General features: G+C 62.2%; 15 protein-coding genes. 8 read left to right on the plus strand and 7 right to left on the minus strand.

The features are described 5' to 3' along the window. Positions 1-184 precede the first annotated feature (184 nt). The 3 genes from HQR01_RS10105 to zapE are packed head-to-tail and all read left to right on the plus strand — an operon-like array spanning position 185 to position 2559. Positions 185-967: a succinate dehydrogenase iron-sulfur subunit gene (locus HQR01_RS10105; RefSeq protein ID WP_325064498.1), complete on the plus strand. Its 783-nt coding sequence runs from the start codon at positions 185-187 to the stop codon at positions 965-967. Positions 968-979: 12 nt separating this feature from the next. Then, positions 980-1447: a PaaI family thioesterase gene (locus HQR01_RS10110; protein WP_173214757.1), complete on the plus strand. Its 468-nt coding sequence runs from the start codon at positions 980-982 to the stop codon at positions 1445-1447. Further along, the gene (gene zapE, locus HQR01_RS10115) at positions 1444-2559 is read left to right on the plus strand and encodes a cell division protein ZapE (protein WP_173214758.1); all 1116 of its coding nucleotides are present in this window, start codon (positions 1444-1446) and stop codon (positions 2557-2559) included. The genes HQR01_RS10110 and zapE overlap by 4 nt, the downstream gene beginning before the upstream one ends. On the opposite strand, the gene HQR01_RS10120 is transcribed toward zapE, so the two are convergent. From HQR01_RS10120 to HQR01_RS10135, 4 genes are all read right to left on the minus strand, one after another. Beyond that, on the minus strand, positions 2556-4454 hold the full coding sequence (locus HQR01_RS10120) for an XrtA/PEP-CTERM system amidotransferase (protein WP_173214759.1): 1899 nt from the start codon (positions 4452-4454) through the stop codon (positions 2556-2558). The genes zapE and HQR01_RS10120 overlap by 4 nt on opposite strands. 131 nt (positions 4455-4585) lie before the next feature. Further along, positions 4586-5785 carry an AAA family ATPase gene (locus tag HQR01_RS10125; RefSeq protein ID WP_173214760.1) on the minus strand — a complete coding sequence of 400 codons (1200 nt, stop codon included), beginning with the start codon at positions 5783-5785 and terminating at the stop codon, positions 4586-4588. Positions 5786-6019: 234 nt separating this feature from the next. Then, complete coding sequence (locus tag HQR01_RS10130; RefSeq protein ID WP_173214761.1) at positions 6020-7246, minus strand: pyridoxal-dependent decarboxylase, exosortase A system-associated; 1227 nt, start codon at positions 7244-7246, stop codon at positions 6020-6022. Beyond that, positions 7243-8757, minus strand: a complete 1515-nt coding sequence (locus tag HQR01_RS10135) for an acyl-CoA ligase (AMP-forming), exosortase A system-associated (RefSeq protein WP_173214762.1) — start codon at positions 8755-8757, stop codon at positions 7243-7245. Before HQR01_RS10135 ends, HQR01_RS10130 begins: the two co-directional genes overlap by 4 nt. A 26-nt stretch (positions 8758-8783) precedes the next feature. Between HQR01_RS10135 and HQR01_RS15255 the strand changes: the two genes are divergently transcribed. From HQR01_RS15255 to HQR01_RS10155, 5 genes are read left to right on the plus strand one after another with little or no spacing between them, the layout of a single operon-like run. Next, positions 8784-8954, plus strand: coding sequence for a hypothetical protein (locus HQR01_RS15255; RefSeq protein WP_234030121.1), 171 nt, complete (start codon positions 8784-8786; stop codon positions 8952-8954). Then, on the plus strand, positions 8954-9772 hold the full coding sequence (locus tag HQR01_RS10140; protein WP_234030122.1) for a GNAT family N-acetyltransferase: 819 nt from the start codon (positions 8954-8956) through the stop codon (positions 9770-9772). The genes HQR01_RS15255 and HQR01_RS10140 overlap by 1 nt, the downstream gene beginning before the upstream one ends. 33 nt (positions 9773-9805) lie before the next feature. Then, positions 9806-10078: an acyl carrier protein gene (locus tag HQR01_RS10145; RefSeq protein ID WP_234030123.1), complete on the plus strand. Its 273-nt coding sequence runs from the start codon at positions 9806-9808 to the stop codon at positions 10076-10078. Between the two features lie 48 nt (positions 10079-10126). Beyond that, on the plus strand, positions 10127-10765 hold the full coding sequence (locus tag HQR01_RS10150) for an alpha/beta hydrolase family protein (protein ID WP_234030124.1): 639 nt from the start codon (positions 10127-10129) through the stop codon (positions 10763-10765). After that, entirely contained in the window at positions 10762-11550 is a 789-nt protein-coding gene (locus HQR01_RS10155; protein ID WP_173214765.1) for a hydrolase 1, exosortase A system-associated, read from the plus strand. Before HQR01_RS10150 ends, HQR01_RS10155 begins: the two co-directional genes overlap by 4 nt. Here HQR01_RS10155 and HQR01_RS10160 read toward each other — a convergent pair. From HQR01_RS10160 to HQR01_RS10170, 3 genes are read right to left on the minus strand one after another with little or no spacing between them, the layout of a single operon-like run. Continuing rightward, positions 11535-12731: a class I SAM-dependent RNA methyltransferase gene (locus tag HQR01_RS10160; RefSeq protein ID WP_173214766.1), complete on the minus strand. Its 1197-nt coding sequence runs from the start codon at positions 12729-12731 to the stop codon at positions 11535-11537. The two genes, HQR01_RS10155 and HQR01_RS10160, sit on opposite strands and share 16 nt — an antisense overlap. After that, a complete protein-coding gene (locus HQR01_RS10165; RefSeq protein WP_234030125.1) occupies positions 12728-14110 on the minus strand; it encodes an NAD(P)H-hydrate epimerase in 1383 nt (460 codons plus the stop codon). The genes HQR01_RS10160 and HQR01_RS10165 overlap by 4 nt, the downstream gene beginning before the upstream one ends. Further along, positions 14103-14471, minus strand: a complete 369-nt coding sequence (locus tag HQR01_RS10170) for a hypothetical protein (RefSeq protein ID WP_173214767.1) — start codon at positions 14469-14471, stop codon at positions 14103-14105. Before HQR01_RS10170 ends, HQR01_RS10165 begins: the two co-directional genes overlap by 8 nt. Positions 14472-14477: the final 6 nt, after the last annotated feature.

Consider the following 14477-nt stretch of genomic DNA (forward strand, 5'->3'; position numbering starts at 1 on the left):
ACAGCCATTTGACGCTTCGAAGGGTCTGTAAACCTGAGTAATTCTGTCAATTTCAAGCAGGTGCTCGCTTTCCACCTGAACCGTGTTCCATGTGTTCCATCGCGTAGGATTTGCCCCTCCCCACCCTTGCATGGCGCGTCACACCCGCTAATGGGTTTCGCATAGCAACAGGATCGATAGCGTAATGGCGACCTTCACCCTTCCCGCGAATTCGAAGATCACCGGCAAGAGCCGCGACCACAAGGCTGCAGGCGGAGCGCGCATTCGCAAATTCAAGATCTACCGCTACGATCCCGACAGCGGGGAGAACCCGCGTTACGACACCTTCGAGCTCGACCTCGACGATTGCGGGCCGATGGTTCTCGATGCCCTGTTCAAGATCAAGAACGAGATCGATCCCACGCTGACCTTCCGGCGCAGCTGCCGCGAAGGCATTTGCGGTTCCTGCTCGATGAACATGAACGGCACGAACGGCCTCGCTTGCACGACCGCGATCGAAGATCTCAAGGGCGAAGTCCGCATCACCCCGCTGCCCAGCATGGACGTGATCAAGGACCTGGTGCCCGATTTCACGCACTTCTACGCGCAATATGCCAGCATCCGTCCGTGGCTGCAGACGGTCTCGACTACGCCGAGCGGCAAAGAGCGCCTGCAGTCGCCCGAACAGCGCGAGAAGCTCGACGGTCTCTATGAGTGCATCCTGTGCGCCTGCTGCTCGACTTCGTGCCCCAGCTATTGGTGGAACAGTGACAAGTTCCTCGGCCCGGCGATCCTGCTGCAGGCCTATCGATGGCTGGCCGATAGCCGTGACGAGATGACCGGCGAACGGCTCGACGCCCTGGAAGATCCTTTCCGCCTCTATCGCTGCCACACCATCATGAACTGCGCGAACGTTTGCCCCAAGGGCCTGAGCCCGGCCAAGGCGATCGCTGAAACCAAGAAGATGATGGCCGAACGCGCCATCTGATCGCAGACTCCAGTGGCATTTCGCGAAGACGTGTTCGACCACGAGCCGGACCCGGAGAATCCGGGCTGGCGGCATTGGAATCTCAAGGACCAGACGCTGTTCAATGGCGCTGTGATGGGCAGGCTCATTACCCGCGTCGATGGAGACGGCAAGTCGCGGCTGCGCATGTTTCCCGAGCGGCGGCATGAGAACCTGCAGGGCATCATCCACGGCGCCGTAACGCTGTCGCTGATCGATATTTCACTGTTCACGACGATGCACACGATCGGCACGGGTAACGCCGGCCCCTCGGTCACTCTGGAACTGTCGACACAATTCGTCGGGGCGGGAATGATGGACCGCCCGCTCGACGCGGTGTGCGAGATCGTGCGCGAGACCGGCAGCATGGTCTTCGTGCGTGGCAAGGTTGAGCAGGAGGATCACCTTGTCGCCAGCTTCTCCGGCATCGTGAAGAAGATGAAACGCCGCATTGCGTCATGAGCGGGATGCTCGCCCGCTACGAGCGGCTGGTTGCTGCGGGCGAACTGCAGGCTGATCCGGATCAGCGCCGCGCGGCCGAAAGGCTTGACCGGCTGCAAAAGGATCTGGAGGCGGAAACGGCAGGAGGCCTGCTCGCTCAGCTATTCGGTGGTCGCAAGACCCGCCCACAGGGCGTTTACATGTGGGGCGGCGTAGGCCGCGGTAAGTCCATGCTGATGGACCTTTTCATCGAGACACTGGGCATCGCCGAGAAACGACGCGTCCACTTCCACGAGTTCATGCTCGAGGTCGACCGTCTCATCCGCGACGAACGCAAGAAGGAAGCAGGCGACCCGATCAAGCCGGTCGCCGCACGGTTGGCGCGGGACATCGACTGCCTCGCCTTCGACGAAATGGTCGTCACCAATACCGCCGACGCCGCGATCATGAGCAGGTTGTTCACCGCGCTGATCCGTGACGAACGGGTGACGGTCGTGACTACCAGCAATCGCCCGCCGCACGATCTCTACAAAGACGGGCTCAACCGTTCGCTGTTCCTCCCGTTTATCGAGATGATCGAGAACGAGCTCGATGTGGTCTCACTGAATGGCCCGACCGATTACCGGCTCGACCGCCTCGGCGATATCGCAACCTGGCATGCACCCATGGGTGACGAAGCCACCGCACAGGTACGCGAAGCCTTTTTCCGCCTGACAGACTACAAGCCCGAAGACGCAGCCAATGTCCCTAGCGGCGAAATCGACCTGGGCGGCGGACGTATCCTGACGGTCCCAAAGAGCCTGAAGGGCGTCGCGGTCTTCAGCTTCAAGAAGCTATGCAGCGACAATCGTGGTGCCGCCGACTATCTGGCTATCGCGCACGCCTACCACTCCGTCATCGTTGTCGGCGTGCCGAAAATGGGACCGGAAAACCGTAATGAGGCGATCCGCTTCACCAAGCTGATCGATGCGCTCTATGAAAACAACGTGAAGTTGTTCGTGACCGCAGCCGCCGAACCGGAAGACCTCTACACGGTCGGCGATGGTGCTTTCGAGTTCGAGCGCACGGTAAGTCGCCTCAAGGAAATGCAAGGCGCCGACTACATGGCGCGGGGACACGGGCTGGAGGGTTAGCCGCTGGGCTTCAGGTGGCGGAGCGATCGCTCCAGCATCAGCAACTGCCACAGGGTTCGGGCGTTATCGGACCGACCAGCGATATGGTTGTCGGCAAGGCGGGAAAGCGCCTTTCGATCAAACCAGCCACTGCCTGTCAGCAACTCGCTCGATGCCACGGCCCTCGCCTCGCTTGCCAACGGCCCGCGAAACCACTGCGCCAGCGGGGTCACAAAACCCTGCTTGGGGCGGTACAGAATGTCTTCGGGCAGATAGCGTTCCATAGTGTGCTTCATCAGCCATTTGCCGGTAGTACCACGAATACGCTGGCGTTCGGGCAAGCGTGCGCCGAATTCGAGCAAGCGGTGGTCAAGCAGCGGCTCTCGCGCTTCGAGGCTGACAGCCATGCTGGTGCGGTCGGTCTTGGTCAGGATATCGCCCGGCAGCCAGAACTTGAGATCGGCATATTGGGCCCGATCCAGTCCACTACGCGCCGGGGCTTCGCGCATTAGCTTTTCGAAGGGATGTTCGGCCCTGTACGCACCCCGCTCGCGCAGCAGCCCCTCACCAAAGATCTCCTGTCGCTGCTCGGGAGCGAGGATCGACAGGGCGCGGGCGTAGCCAGTCTCTCCGCTTGTGGCGAGCGCAAGGAAGGTCGTCTTTGCACGCATGGGTCTTGGCGCCCAATCGGCCTTGGGCCAGAGCTTGCCAAGCGCGCCAAAGACCGGTTCGCGCAAGGCGCGCGGCAGGATCGCACGCGCCTGCTCCTCGCGCGCCTGGAACAACTGCCTGCGGTAACCGGCAAAGGCCTCATCCGCGCCATCGCCGGATAGCGCGACAGTCACATGCTCACGCGCCAACTCGCAAACCCGCAAGGTGGGCAGCGCGCTCGCATCGGCGAAGGGCTCGTCGAATATCCGGACCAGGCGATCGATCTCGCCGAACTGGTCGGCAGTGACGATCCGTTCATGGTGATCGGTGCCGAACAGTTCGGCCACCTTGCGCGCATGGCTGGTTTCATCGACATCGGCGACATCGAAACCGATTGAACAGCTCGTTACAGGCTTGGCGCTCACCTCGCTCATCAGGGCAACGACTGAGGAACTGTCTACGCCTCCCGAGAGGAAGGCCCCAAGCGGGACATCGGCGACCATGCGACTGGATACGGCTTCGCGCATCAAGTGGAGCAATTGCGCTGAGAGATCCTCGGCCGAACCGCGCGCGCGCTGCTCAAAACTCAGATCCCACCACTTGACCGGCGGACTAGGCTCGCGCCCGTGCTCGAGCAGCAGGTAATGACCAGCGGCCAACTTCTCGACATCCTTCAGGATCGACCGATGATCGGGCACGTATCCCCAGGTCATGTAATCTTCGATCGCGAGCGGATCGATCGTCCGCCGCATAAGCGGATTGGCCAGCAGGCCTTTCAGCTCGCTGGCAAAGGCCAGCGCCCCACCCGCAAGTCGTGCGACATATAGCGGCTTCACCCCCAACCGGTCGCGCGCCAGGAACAGCTGGCGCTTCTTGAGGTCATAGAGAGCAAAGGCGAACATCCCGTCGAGCTTGTCCAGGCAGCGGGGCCCCCAGCGCTGCCACGCGGCAAGGATGGTCTCGGTATCGCCATCGGTGCGGAACTGCGCCCCTCCTTGCTCCAGTTCATGGCGCAAGCGGCGGTAATTGTAGATCTCGCCATTGAAGACGATCACCGCGCGCCCGTCGGCCGAATGCATCGGCTGCGGCGAACCCGCCAGGTCGATAACCGAAAGGCGGCGATGACCAAGGCCCACTCCAGGCGCGGTCCACACACCTGCCCCATCGGGCCCGCGCGAGGCGAGCGCATCGATCATCCGTCCGATCCGATTTGGATCGACCGGCTTCACGCTCTCATAGTGGAATATTCCCGCGATCCCGCACATGTGACTCGGGGCCTAGCCGAGCCGGCCGAGCACGGCAACGCGCCGACCCCGAACCCATCTTGGACATCGAGCGGCAGATAGCTGCCGATCCGCTGTACGTTCGTGGCCCCATTGACAACGCGTGTCCCGAGTCAGGCCGCTGCGCGCGATGCCTCACCCTCAAAATAGTCGATCATCATAGTCAGGACGTGCCGCAACGATTGCTCCTGCTCGTCGAGGCGGCGCTCGATTGCCGACAAGCGTCCGTCCATGTCCGTCGGCACGGCCTCACCATGGATGCGGGCCGAAGCGAGCTTCTCGACCTCGCGCCGGAGCGCAGCCACATGCTTGTCACGCTCGGAGAAGGCACGTTCGATCGCCTCGATTTGGACATCGAGCAAACCCCTCTCCCGCTCTGCTGCGGTGGGTTGCAGCACAGGTGCCATCATTTCAGAGCGCACCCGCGCGATCGCATCGGCGGCGGGCAAATCCCGATCCGGCCGTGGTCTGGCAACGGGCACATCGACCTGATCGGGCGAGTTGTTTCCGGACATATCATTCAACACCGCCTCGAGCATATCGGTTCCGAGCACAGACTGTTCTTCGACTGCCCCCAGTTGCAGTAACCGTGACATCACCTGGTTGATGTTGCGCGGGATACCACGGGTCGCCTTGTGCAGCTTGACCCACAAACCGCTGTCCAGTTCAGGGTTCCCGTCCCAACCGACATGACGAAGGCGGTGCATTACGTAAGGTTCTATCTCGCCCGGCTGCATCGGCTCGAGATGGTGTGCGGCGATGACGCGTTGGCGCAGCTGTTCGAGCTCGTCCGAGTGAGCAAGCAGGTGCTTGAACTCGGGTTGACCCAAGAGGAGCATCTGAAGCAGTGGATGCGAGCCGAGCTGGAAATTGGAAAGCATGCGCAACTCTTCCAGCGCCCCAATCGAAAGGTTCTGTGCCTCATCGACGATCAGCAAGACCCGACGGCCGTTGCGCGCTTCGTCGTGCAAGAATAGTTCGATCGCAGCCAGTGCGGCAGCCTTGTCGCCGCCCGCAATGTCGAGCCCGAAGCTACGCGCGGCGACGTAGATCATTTCTTCGCCGTCCAGCGCGCTGGTCACAACTTCGCCAACGGTCGTGTGACTGGCGTCAAGTTTCTGATTAAGGTGCGCCACCAGCGTCGACTTTCCCGCACCGACCTCGCCGGTGATGACCACGAAGCCCTCACCTTGATTGAGCCCGTAGCCGAGATAGCTCAGCGCCTTCTTGTGCGTGACGCTCTCATAATAGAACGCCGGATCGGGCGTGAGCTGAAAAGGTCGCTCGCTGAAACCGTAAAAGTCCTCGTACATCGGTACGTCCTTATCAGAAATCGTAACGAAGGCCGAGCAGTGCGGAAGCCGTCACAACGTCGTCAGGCGCGGATGGAATATCTCCCTGGCATCCATGCGAAGGAGGTCGAACACCAAGTTTGCCCTGCCATCCCCCATTGAGGCATCCACTGCTAAAAATAGATAAACATATCGTTAGTCATACGCAGCAAGGCTACTAGATTTCTGCGATCGGTCATTTCTTTGACCGTTGTCTCAAATCAGCACTTCCTCAGCAGGGCCCTGCCCAAGAAACGCGCTTGGAGAGGCGGTAGCCCCATAGGCTCCGGCACAAAACACCGCGACGATATCGCCGACCTCGGCTCGCGGCAGCTGCGCCTTGTCAGCGAGCCGATCAAGCGGGGTGCACAGGCAGCCGACGACATTGGCTTCCTCTTCCGGTTCGGCGTTGAACCGTGTGGCGATGGCGACCGGGTAATTGCGTCGTACAACGGTGCCGAAGTTCCCCGAAGCGGCAAGCTGGTGGTGCAGGCCGCCATCGGTTACCAGATAGGTCTCGCCGTAACTTTCCTTGCGATCGATAATGCGAGTCAGGTAAACACCTGCTTCGCCAACGAGATAGCGGCCAAGTTCGATCAATAGTTCAGCTTCAGCAAGCGTCTCGGGGAGCAATTCCAACCGGTCCGTAAGCGCATCGCCTATCGCCTGAATATCGAGCGGTTCGTCACCCGGGAAATAGGGAATTCCAAAGCCCCCACCCATGTTAAGCTTCGGCAGCGTCAAGCCCGCTTCGACGGCGATCCGATCCGCGCAATCGAGCACCTTGGCCTGCATGTCGATCACCGCTTCTGCCGACAATGCCTGGCTGCCGGTGAAGATATGCAGCCCTCGCCATTCGCAGCCCGCGTCGACGATCTTGCGCGCGAGCGCTGGAACACGTGCGGCATCGACGCCGAAGGGTTTGGCCCCTCCACCCATTTTCATGCCCGAGCCTTTGAGCTCGAAATCGGGGTTCACGCGGATCGCGAGCCGTGGAGTGCGCCCCAGCCGCCCGGCGATGGCCAGTGCACGCTCCGCTTCATTCTCGCTCTCGAGATTGAGCGTGACGCCACTTGCAATCGCCGCTTCCAGCTCTTCGTCGCGCTTGCCCGGCCCTGCGAAACTGACGCGGGACAGGTCGAAGCCGCTCGCTCGAACCATCTCCAGCTCGCCACCCGATGCGATATCGAGCCCGTCCACCAAGGTCGAGACATAGGAAAGAACAGGCGCGAAGCTATTGGCCTTTATTGCATAATTGATCTTCAGTTGTTCGGGCATAGCCGTCCGCAGATCGGCGATCCGGTCCGCGATCCGTTGTCGCGAGTAGACGAACAAGGGGGTCTGTCCCGCCTCCGCGACGAGCTCGGAAACCCTGCGCCCGCCAATCGCCAACTCGCCATCGACGGCAGTGAATCCAGGAGGAATTGGGCCGAGGGGCTTCATGCGCCGATTTCCTGCGCGATCGCTGTTCGGTCGAGCTTGCCATTCGGGTTGAGCGGCAGCGTTTCGCGCCAGTGGATCACGTGCGGTTGCATGAAATTGGGCAGGTCCTTCTGCAACGCCTTTGGCAACATTTCCTCGTAGCCCTTAACGCCTGTAGCAGGTCGCACGACCAGATGGATCGCATGACCCAGTCGCTCGTCCTTCACCCCCATAGCCACCACTTCGGCAACCAGTCCGGTCGCCAATGCCGCGCTCTCCAGTTCTTGCGGGCTAATCCGGTTGCCCGCGCTCTTGATCATCGCATCGCGGCGACCGACAAAATAGAGCAGGCCATCCGCATCACGCTTGACCCGGTCGCCCGACCAGACGGCTGTGCCGCCATAACGCGAAAATGCAGGAGCCGGCCTGAACCGTTCGGCTGTTCGCTCGGGATCCTGCCAGTAACCTTGCGCCACAAGTGGCCCGCAATGCACCAGCTCACCCTCCTCACCCGGACTACAAAGCTGGCCCTCATCACAGATCACGAGAATTTCGGCGTGCGGGATTGCCTTGCCCATGGCTGTCGGATGCGTGTCGACCAGTTCTGGATCGAGATAGGTCGACCGGAATGCCTCGGTCAGCCCGTACATCGGGAACAACCGTGCCTGGGGGAATAGGGTGCGCAGTTCTCGTACCAGTTCCACAGTCAGCGCTCCGCCGGAGTTGGTCAGGCGGCGCAGCGGTGTGCGCGCTTCATCGGGCCAATCGGCTTCGGTCAGTTGGACCCAAAGCGGCGGGACGGCGGCCAATGTCGTGACTCCATGCCTGGCACAAGCCTTGGCCACATCACGCGGGAAGAGGTAATCCAGTGGAACTACGCAGCCGCCTGCGTACCAGGTGGAGAACAGCTGGTTCTGCCCATAGTCGAAGCTGAAGGGCAGTACGCCCAAGGTTACGTCGTCGCTCGCCATGCCGAGGTAATCCGCCACCGAAACGGCACCAATCCACATATTCGCGTGAGTGAGCATCACGCCCTTGGGTCGACCGGTCGAACCACTGGTGTAGAGGATCGCTGCGAGTTCCTGCGGATCGTTGTCCGAAGGGCCAAGTACAGCCCCTTGGCGTTCGGCAAGCGCGAAAACGTCGGCTTCGTCGACCAACTCACAGCTGCTCGGCACATCGCTTTCTTCCAATGTCGCAAGGCGCGCCTTGGTGCCCATCAGCAATACCGAGCCGCTGTCGCCGAGGATGTGCGCCACCTGCGCGCGCTTGAGCAGCGGATTGATCGGCACATGCACAAGCCCTGCCCGGGCCGCAGCCAGCGGCAGCAGGCAGGTCAATTCCCCTTTGGCCGCCCAACTGGCCACCCGGGAACCCTTATCCACATGGTTCGCCAGCCATCCGGCCAGCAGTCCGACGCGGTTTCCCAACTCCGCATAGCTTAGCGTCCGATCGCGCAGCACCAGCGCAGGTACCTGTGCACCGCCTCTCTCGGTCAGTTGATCGAGCGGGCGTGGCGTGGGATCAGGCATTAACGCTCCGAAGCAAGGGATTCCGGGTGGTCACCGCGGTCAGCTATCACGAGACGATTACCAAACTGCAAGAGTTCACGCAGTTTGCCCGTGGTCCCTTCGACAGGCCCGAATGGTACGCCCTGCTCGCGGCGGGCGGGTTGCCACCCTTCATCGCGACTGCGCACAGCGGCACACGCGAGGTGCATTGCCACTGATGCGGACCGGCGATGGCCTGGCCAGCCTCGCCAACTGGTTCAGCTTCACCTGGCGCCCACTGGGTCGCGAAGATGAGTGGGTAGACGAACTGCTGGTGGCGCTCGCCACCGATCTGCGCACGCAGGCCAGCCAGATCATCATGTCGCCCCTGCCCGACGAGGATGGCAGCGCCACTCGTCTCGAACACAGCTTCCGCAAAGGCGGATGGATCGTCTTCCGTGAGCACTGTGACGAGAACCATATCCTGCCCGTCGAAGGCCGGTCCTTTGCGGAGTACTGGAGCTACCGACCCGGCAAGATGCGCACGACCTTCAAGCGCAAGGCGAAGAAGGTCGATGTCGAGATCTTCACGCGCTTCGAGGAGGCCGCTTGGTCGGCATATCGGTCGATCTATGCCGAGAGCTGGAAACCTGAAGAAGAACGCGCCGACCTGCTGGAGGATTTCGCGCGCGCGGAAGGCGCGGCAGGCCGCATCCGGCTGGGCATCGCGAGGGCGGACGGTGTGCCCGTCGCCGCGCAATTCTGGACCGTTGAGGGGGATACCGCCTACATTCACAAGCTGGCCCATATCAAAGCGGCCAAGCCCTTGTCTGCCGGCACCACGCTCAGCGCGGCATTGTTCGAGCACGTGATCGATACCGACAAGGTCGATCTGGTCGACTTCGGGACCGGTTCGGACGCCTACAAGCGCGACTGGATGGAACGAAACCGCCCACGCTACCGCCTCACCTGCCTGGATTGGCGACAGCCCAAGGCATGGTTCCCGCTCGCCAAAGCTCTTGCCCGTCGCCTTGCACGCGGCAGGGCGCCCGGTTAAGGCGCGCCAGCGAAAACGGGGATGACCACCACCATGACCACGCATACCGCCGCCATCGACTTGAAGCTGCGCGCGATCCTGCGCGATGTACTTGGGCTCGATGACGCACAGGTTGCCGGCTTCGACGCCGATACTGGTCTTTTCGGTCACCTGCCCGAACTGGATTCCATGGCGGTTGCGGGGCTCCTCACCGAATTGGAAGACCGGCTCGACATCACCATCGACGACGATGAGGTCGACGGTGAGATGCTGGAGACTTACGGGAGCCTACTGGCCTTCGCCGAAGCCAAAGCGGCCGAAGGCTAAGAGGCAGCCATGTATGCCAGTTGGCCTTGCCCGACTCCCACCGGCGGGATGGGCGAGGAAATGGCTCTGGCTCTCGACGGCAAACGCTCAACGCGGCTGTTGGTGATTCCACCTTTCTTCGAAGAAGCTAACAAGTTTCGCCATCAAATCCTTGAAATCATAATACGTCTGAATGAACGAGGCATTGACTCGATTTGCCCGGATTTCCCCGGATGCAATGAGAGCCTGGCACCACATTCGGCCCAGTCGCTAGTGGGTTGGCGTATCGCGGCAATGGCCGCGGCGAACCATTTTTCGGCCACGCATGTCCTCGCGATCCGCTCTGGGTGCTGGATCGCCCCCAGCAGTCTACCGGGTTGGCTCTACGCACCGCCGAAGCCGGGCCAGGTACTGCGCGCGATGCTGCGCGCCCGCATCCTCGCCGAGCGCGAAGCAGGCCAGCAGGAGTCTGCCGAGACCTTGCTTGAGAAGGGCCGCAAGAAAGGACTTGAGATCGCGGGCTGGGAATTGGGAAGCACCCTGATCGACGAGTTGGAAGCGACCGAATTCAGCGCGGGTGACCTCCATAGCGTCGTTGACCACTCCGAGATTGGCGGAAAGGCCCTGTGGCTGCGCGCCGAGAACGATTTCGACACCGAGCAGGCCGAAGCGCTGGCTCACCTAATCGCAACGGGAATCTCGTCGTGAAACGGCTTCCGCTCAGCTTCGAATGCCAGGGCAAGCGCTGCGGGGCGACCCTCGACAGTGCGCCAGGCAAAACGGGATTGCTGCTGGTCAGTGGAGGGAATGAAATACGGGCGGGCGCTTTCAACGGGCAGGCGCGGCTAGCAGCGGAGATTGCCGCCGCGGGTTTTCCGGTGTTCCGCTTCGACCGCCGCGGAATTGGCGACAGTGCTGGCGAGAACCGGGGCTTTCGCAAGTCCCGCAAGGACATCGCAGCCGCCCTCAACGCCTTCCGGGCGATGGCGCCGCAAGTCGAGCGCGTGGTGGCCTACGGCAATTGCGATGCAGCAAGCGCACTGATGCTAACTGAGGGCGCGGGCTGCGATGCGCTGGTACTAAGCAACCCGTGGACCATCGAAGACGAGACGGACGACACGCGACCGCCCTCTGCGATACGTTCGCGTTATGCGGACAAGCTCAAAAACCCACGCGAAGTACTGCGACTGGTCACTGGCGGTGTGAACCTGTCGAAGCTCGCGCGCGGCCTGGCGCGCGCCTTGGGACCAAAGGCAGCGCCCACCACATTGGCGCAAGAGATGGCTGCCGGCATCGGCGGGTTCGATGGACCCGTGCGCATCCTCCTCGCTACCGCCGACCGCACCGCTCAGCTTTTCGAGGAAAGCTGGGATAGCGCGGATAGCCGCATCGCACGCTGTCCAGGGGCCGACCACGCCTATTCATCCGCGGAAGCCCGGGTGTGGCTTAAGGATCGCCTGCTCGAGGCGCTACGCGATCAGCGGATGAAGTAGCTGGTCAGCTCGACATGGGTCGACCACCGGAATTGCCCCACTGGGCGCAGCTTCTCGAGGCGAAAGCCTGCATCTACCAACACCTTCGCATCCTTCGCCCAGCTAGCCGGATTGCAGCTGACATAGGCCAGCCTGCTCGCCTTGCTGGCAGCGATCTGGGCAATCTGCTCGCGCGCGCCCGCACGCGGCGGATCGAGCAAAAGGGCGTCGAAGCGTCCTGCTTCGTCCGGCTGGAGGGGATTGCGAAACAGGTCCCGATGGAGTGAGTGGACGGGTAGCACCCGGGCATTCGCTGCTGCCTTGCAAGCAAGGTGGGCATCGCGCGCGGCCTCGACCGCGAGCACCTTGGCCGGACCGGCGAGCGCAAAGGCAAAGGTACCAAGACCGGAGAACAAGTCGGCGATCGTGCCGGCTTCGGCCAAGAAGTCCCGCGCATCCCCAATCAGTGTGCTCTCCCCGTCCCCGGTCGGCTGAAGGAAACTGCCTTGCGGGAACGGCACGGGCACCTGCCCAAGCGCAACCGTGACCGGCTGCGGTTCCCACACGGTTTCAGGTCCATAGCCACGATCGAGCGAAAGACGCGCCAGCTGGTGTTCGCGCGCAAAGTCGAGCAGTGCTTCCGTCGCAGCCAGGCCATCCGCTTGGATGCCTTTGAGCGTGCAATCCACTCCCTGGTCGACAACGGTCAGCTCGATATCGACGGGCGGCTTTCCGCCATGATTGGCGATCACCGAACGCAGGGGGCAAACTAGCGCGAAGAGCTCGGGCAGCAGGATGTGGCACTCAGCCAGGTCGACGATGCGGTGCGCGCCCTTCTCCCGAAAACCCAGCACCGCACCCTTGGCCGTACGCAAGGCATGCAGCGTAGCCCGGCGGCGGGTACGCGGTGGCGAGAGGTGGGTCGGCAGCAATTCACCGACCGTTATCCCCTGGCCCTCGGCGGCGAAGGCTACTCGCTCAGTGACGAAACGGCGCAGTGCCTCTTCATCGGCCTGCTGCAGCTGGCAGCCTCCACATGTCCGGAAATGACGGCACGGCGCTTCGACATGATGCGGTCCGGGCTCTAGCGTCCCGTCAGGACGAACGACGTCCCCGGGTACCCCGCCCGCGATATGTCGGCCCGACGCGGTGACGCCATCGCCCTTGGCCGCGATGCGCAGGATCGTTTCAGCTTCGCTCACAGGAATGACGCCATGGCCGGTTTCACCGCGCGGGCAAGGTCACTCGCGGAGAAAGCCGGTGACGCCAATCGAGCAGCCTCCTGATGCAGCCAGACGCCTTCTTCGCAGGCGCGCAGCGGGTCGCCATGGCCAGCCAGACGTGACGCCACGATGCCGGCAAGGACATCGCCCGTGCCAGCGACCGAAAGCCAGCTTGAGCCCCGCGGAAAGAATCGCGTCGTGGCACCGCCAGCAAGGATCGTGTCGGGCCCCTTGGCCAACACGGTCAGCCCGGTGACGTCGCGGAGTAGGCGTACCCGGTCGAGCTTGCTATCCGCCGTGACGCCGAAGGCATCGCAAAGCTTGGCAAGTTCGCCTTCGTGCGGGGTGATGCATAGCTTCGTGGCGTCAGCCCCTTCGAGCATGTCGGGATCGAGAAGATGGAGCGCATCTGCATCGAGCACGGTCGGCTTGCGCTTCTCGAGGACCTGCGCGAGCCTGCAGCGCGCCACATCGTCGCGCGCAGCGCCGGGACCGAACAGCAGGGCACTGTTTCGCGCATCATCGAGCGCTTCATTGACGTCTTTTGCGACAACCAGATCGGCCGGCGCATTGGGCCAAGGATGCTCGCTCAGCAGCTTCACATAGCCTGCCCCGGCGAGCATTGCTGCCTCTGCTGCGAGGAGTGATGCACCGGGCATGGCACCAGCAACAATAGCGAGAAGTCCTCGCCGATATTTGTGGGCGTCAGGTGCAGGCGCGGCAAAGCTGGGCCGGGCGGACATCGTCGAGGTAAACCCTTCGAGATCCAGGCCAATCGGAACGAGCCGCCGCGCACCCATCGAGGCCGTGGCCGGCATCAATCCGTGCGCCTGCTTCCAGGCACCGAGCGCAAGGGTAAGGTCATACTGGGGTAACGGTCCCAGCACTGAACCGGTATCGCTTTCGATCCCGCTGGGAACATCAATAGCGATTTTATAACAATGATTTATTGATAGTTTTTTAAGCAAATCCTTGAACTTGCCCTCGACTTGTCGGGCCAGCCCGTAACCGAACAGACAATCAACCACGACCGGGTTGCGCAGTTGTCCTTCTGCCTCAACCTCGACCGCGAAGTGAGCCCGGGCTAGCTGCGCGGTCGCGGTACCCGGTTCGCGCGGCGCGATAACCTGCACCTGATAGCCCTTCTTGGAGAGTGTATCGGCTATCACGTAGCCGTCACCGCCATTGTTACCAGGCCCGCATAGCACCGTAACCGGTCGCCCAGCCGCCACCCGTGCGATCCACTGCGCAGCGCCCTCGCCCGCCCGCTGCATCAGCTCCCATTCACTCGTGCCGGCATCCATCGCCGCGCGTTCCGCGGCGCGCATCTGGGCTACGGTGAGGACGGGATCAGTCAACCTTCGACTCCAGCAGCTGCCATTTCTCCATCCGGAAGCGGTCACCGGCAACGGTAAATTCAACGAAGTCGCCGTCGAATTCAGTCCTGGAGACTGCCTGCTCGGCGCCATCTGCCTCCTGCCATCCGCCATCTGGGCTACTCTCAAACCGCCGAAGACCGCCATCAGGGCGCCACAGGACGAACTGATTGGCGCCTTCGACATGCTTGAGCATACAGACAGTCTCGAAGATTTCGGCGCCATCAAGCGCGCAATCGACCGGTAAGCCGCCCTGTTCGGCGACTTCGGGCGCCCCTGCGTTACCGCAGGCTGCCAGGGCAGCGCAAGCGGAGAGGGTCAGGCAGGGCCGCAATGGAAGCATCCCCCC

Source organism: Erythrobacter mangrovi, assembly GCF_013260645.1.
Lineage (GTDB): Bacteria > Pseudomonadota > Alphaproteobacteria > Sphingomonadales > Sphingomonadaceae > Qipengyuania > Qipengyuania mangrovi.

What these genes read in the sequence shown, in the direction of transcription:
- HQR01_RS10130 (WP_173214761.1), bottom strand. Translation starts at nt 7,246, where the DNA reads ATGAAGCCCCTCGGCCCAATTCCTCCTGGATTCACTGCCGTCGATGGC.
- HQR01_RS10145 (WP_234030123.1), top strand. Translation starts at nt 9,806, where the DNA reads ATGACCACGCATACCGCCGCCATCGACTTGAAGCTGCGCGCGATCCTG.
- HQR01_RS10120 (WP_173214759.1), bottom strand. Translation starts at nt 4,454, where the DNA reads ATGTGCGGGATCGCGGGAATATTCCACTATGAGAGCGTGAAGCCGGTC.
- HQR01_RS10135 (WP_173214762.1), bottom strand. Translation starts at nt 8,757, where the DNA reads ATGCCTGATCCCACGCCACGCCCGCTCGATCAACTGACCGAGAGAGGC.
- HQR01_RS10105 (WP_325064498.1), top strand. Translation starts at nt 185, where the DNA reads ATGGCGACCTTCACCCTTCCCGCGAATTCGAAGATCACCGGCAAGAGC.
- HQR01_RS10140 (WP_234030122.1), top strand. Translation starts at nt 8,954, where the DNA reads ATGCGGACCGGCGATGGCCTGGCCAGCCTCGCCAACTGGTTCAGCTTC.
- zapE (WP_173214758.1), top strand. Translation starts at nt 1,444, where the DNA reads ATGAGCGGGATGCTCGCCCGCTACGAGCGGCTGGTTGCTGCGGGCGAA.
- HQR01_RS10125 (WP_173214760.1), bottom strand. Translation starts at nt 5,785, where the DNA reads ATGTACGAGGACTTTTACGGTTTCAGCGAGCGACCTTTTCAGCTCACG.
- HQR01_RS10170 (WP_173214767.1), bottom strand. Translation starts at nt 14,471, where the DNA reads ATGCTTCCATTGCGGCCCTGCCTGACCCTCTCCGCTTGCGCTGCCCTG.
- HQR01_RS10150 (WP_234030124.1), top strand. Translation starts at nt 10,127, where the DNA reads ATGGGCGAGGAAATGGCTCTGGCTCTCGACGGCAAACGCTCAACGCGG.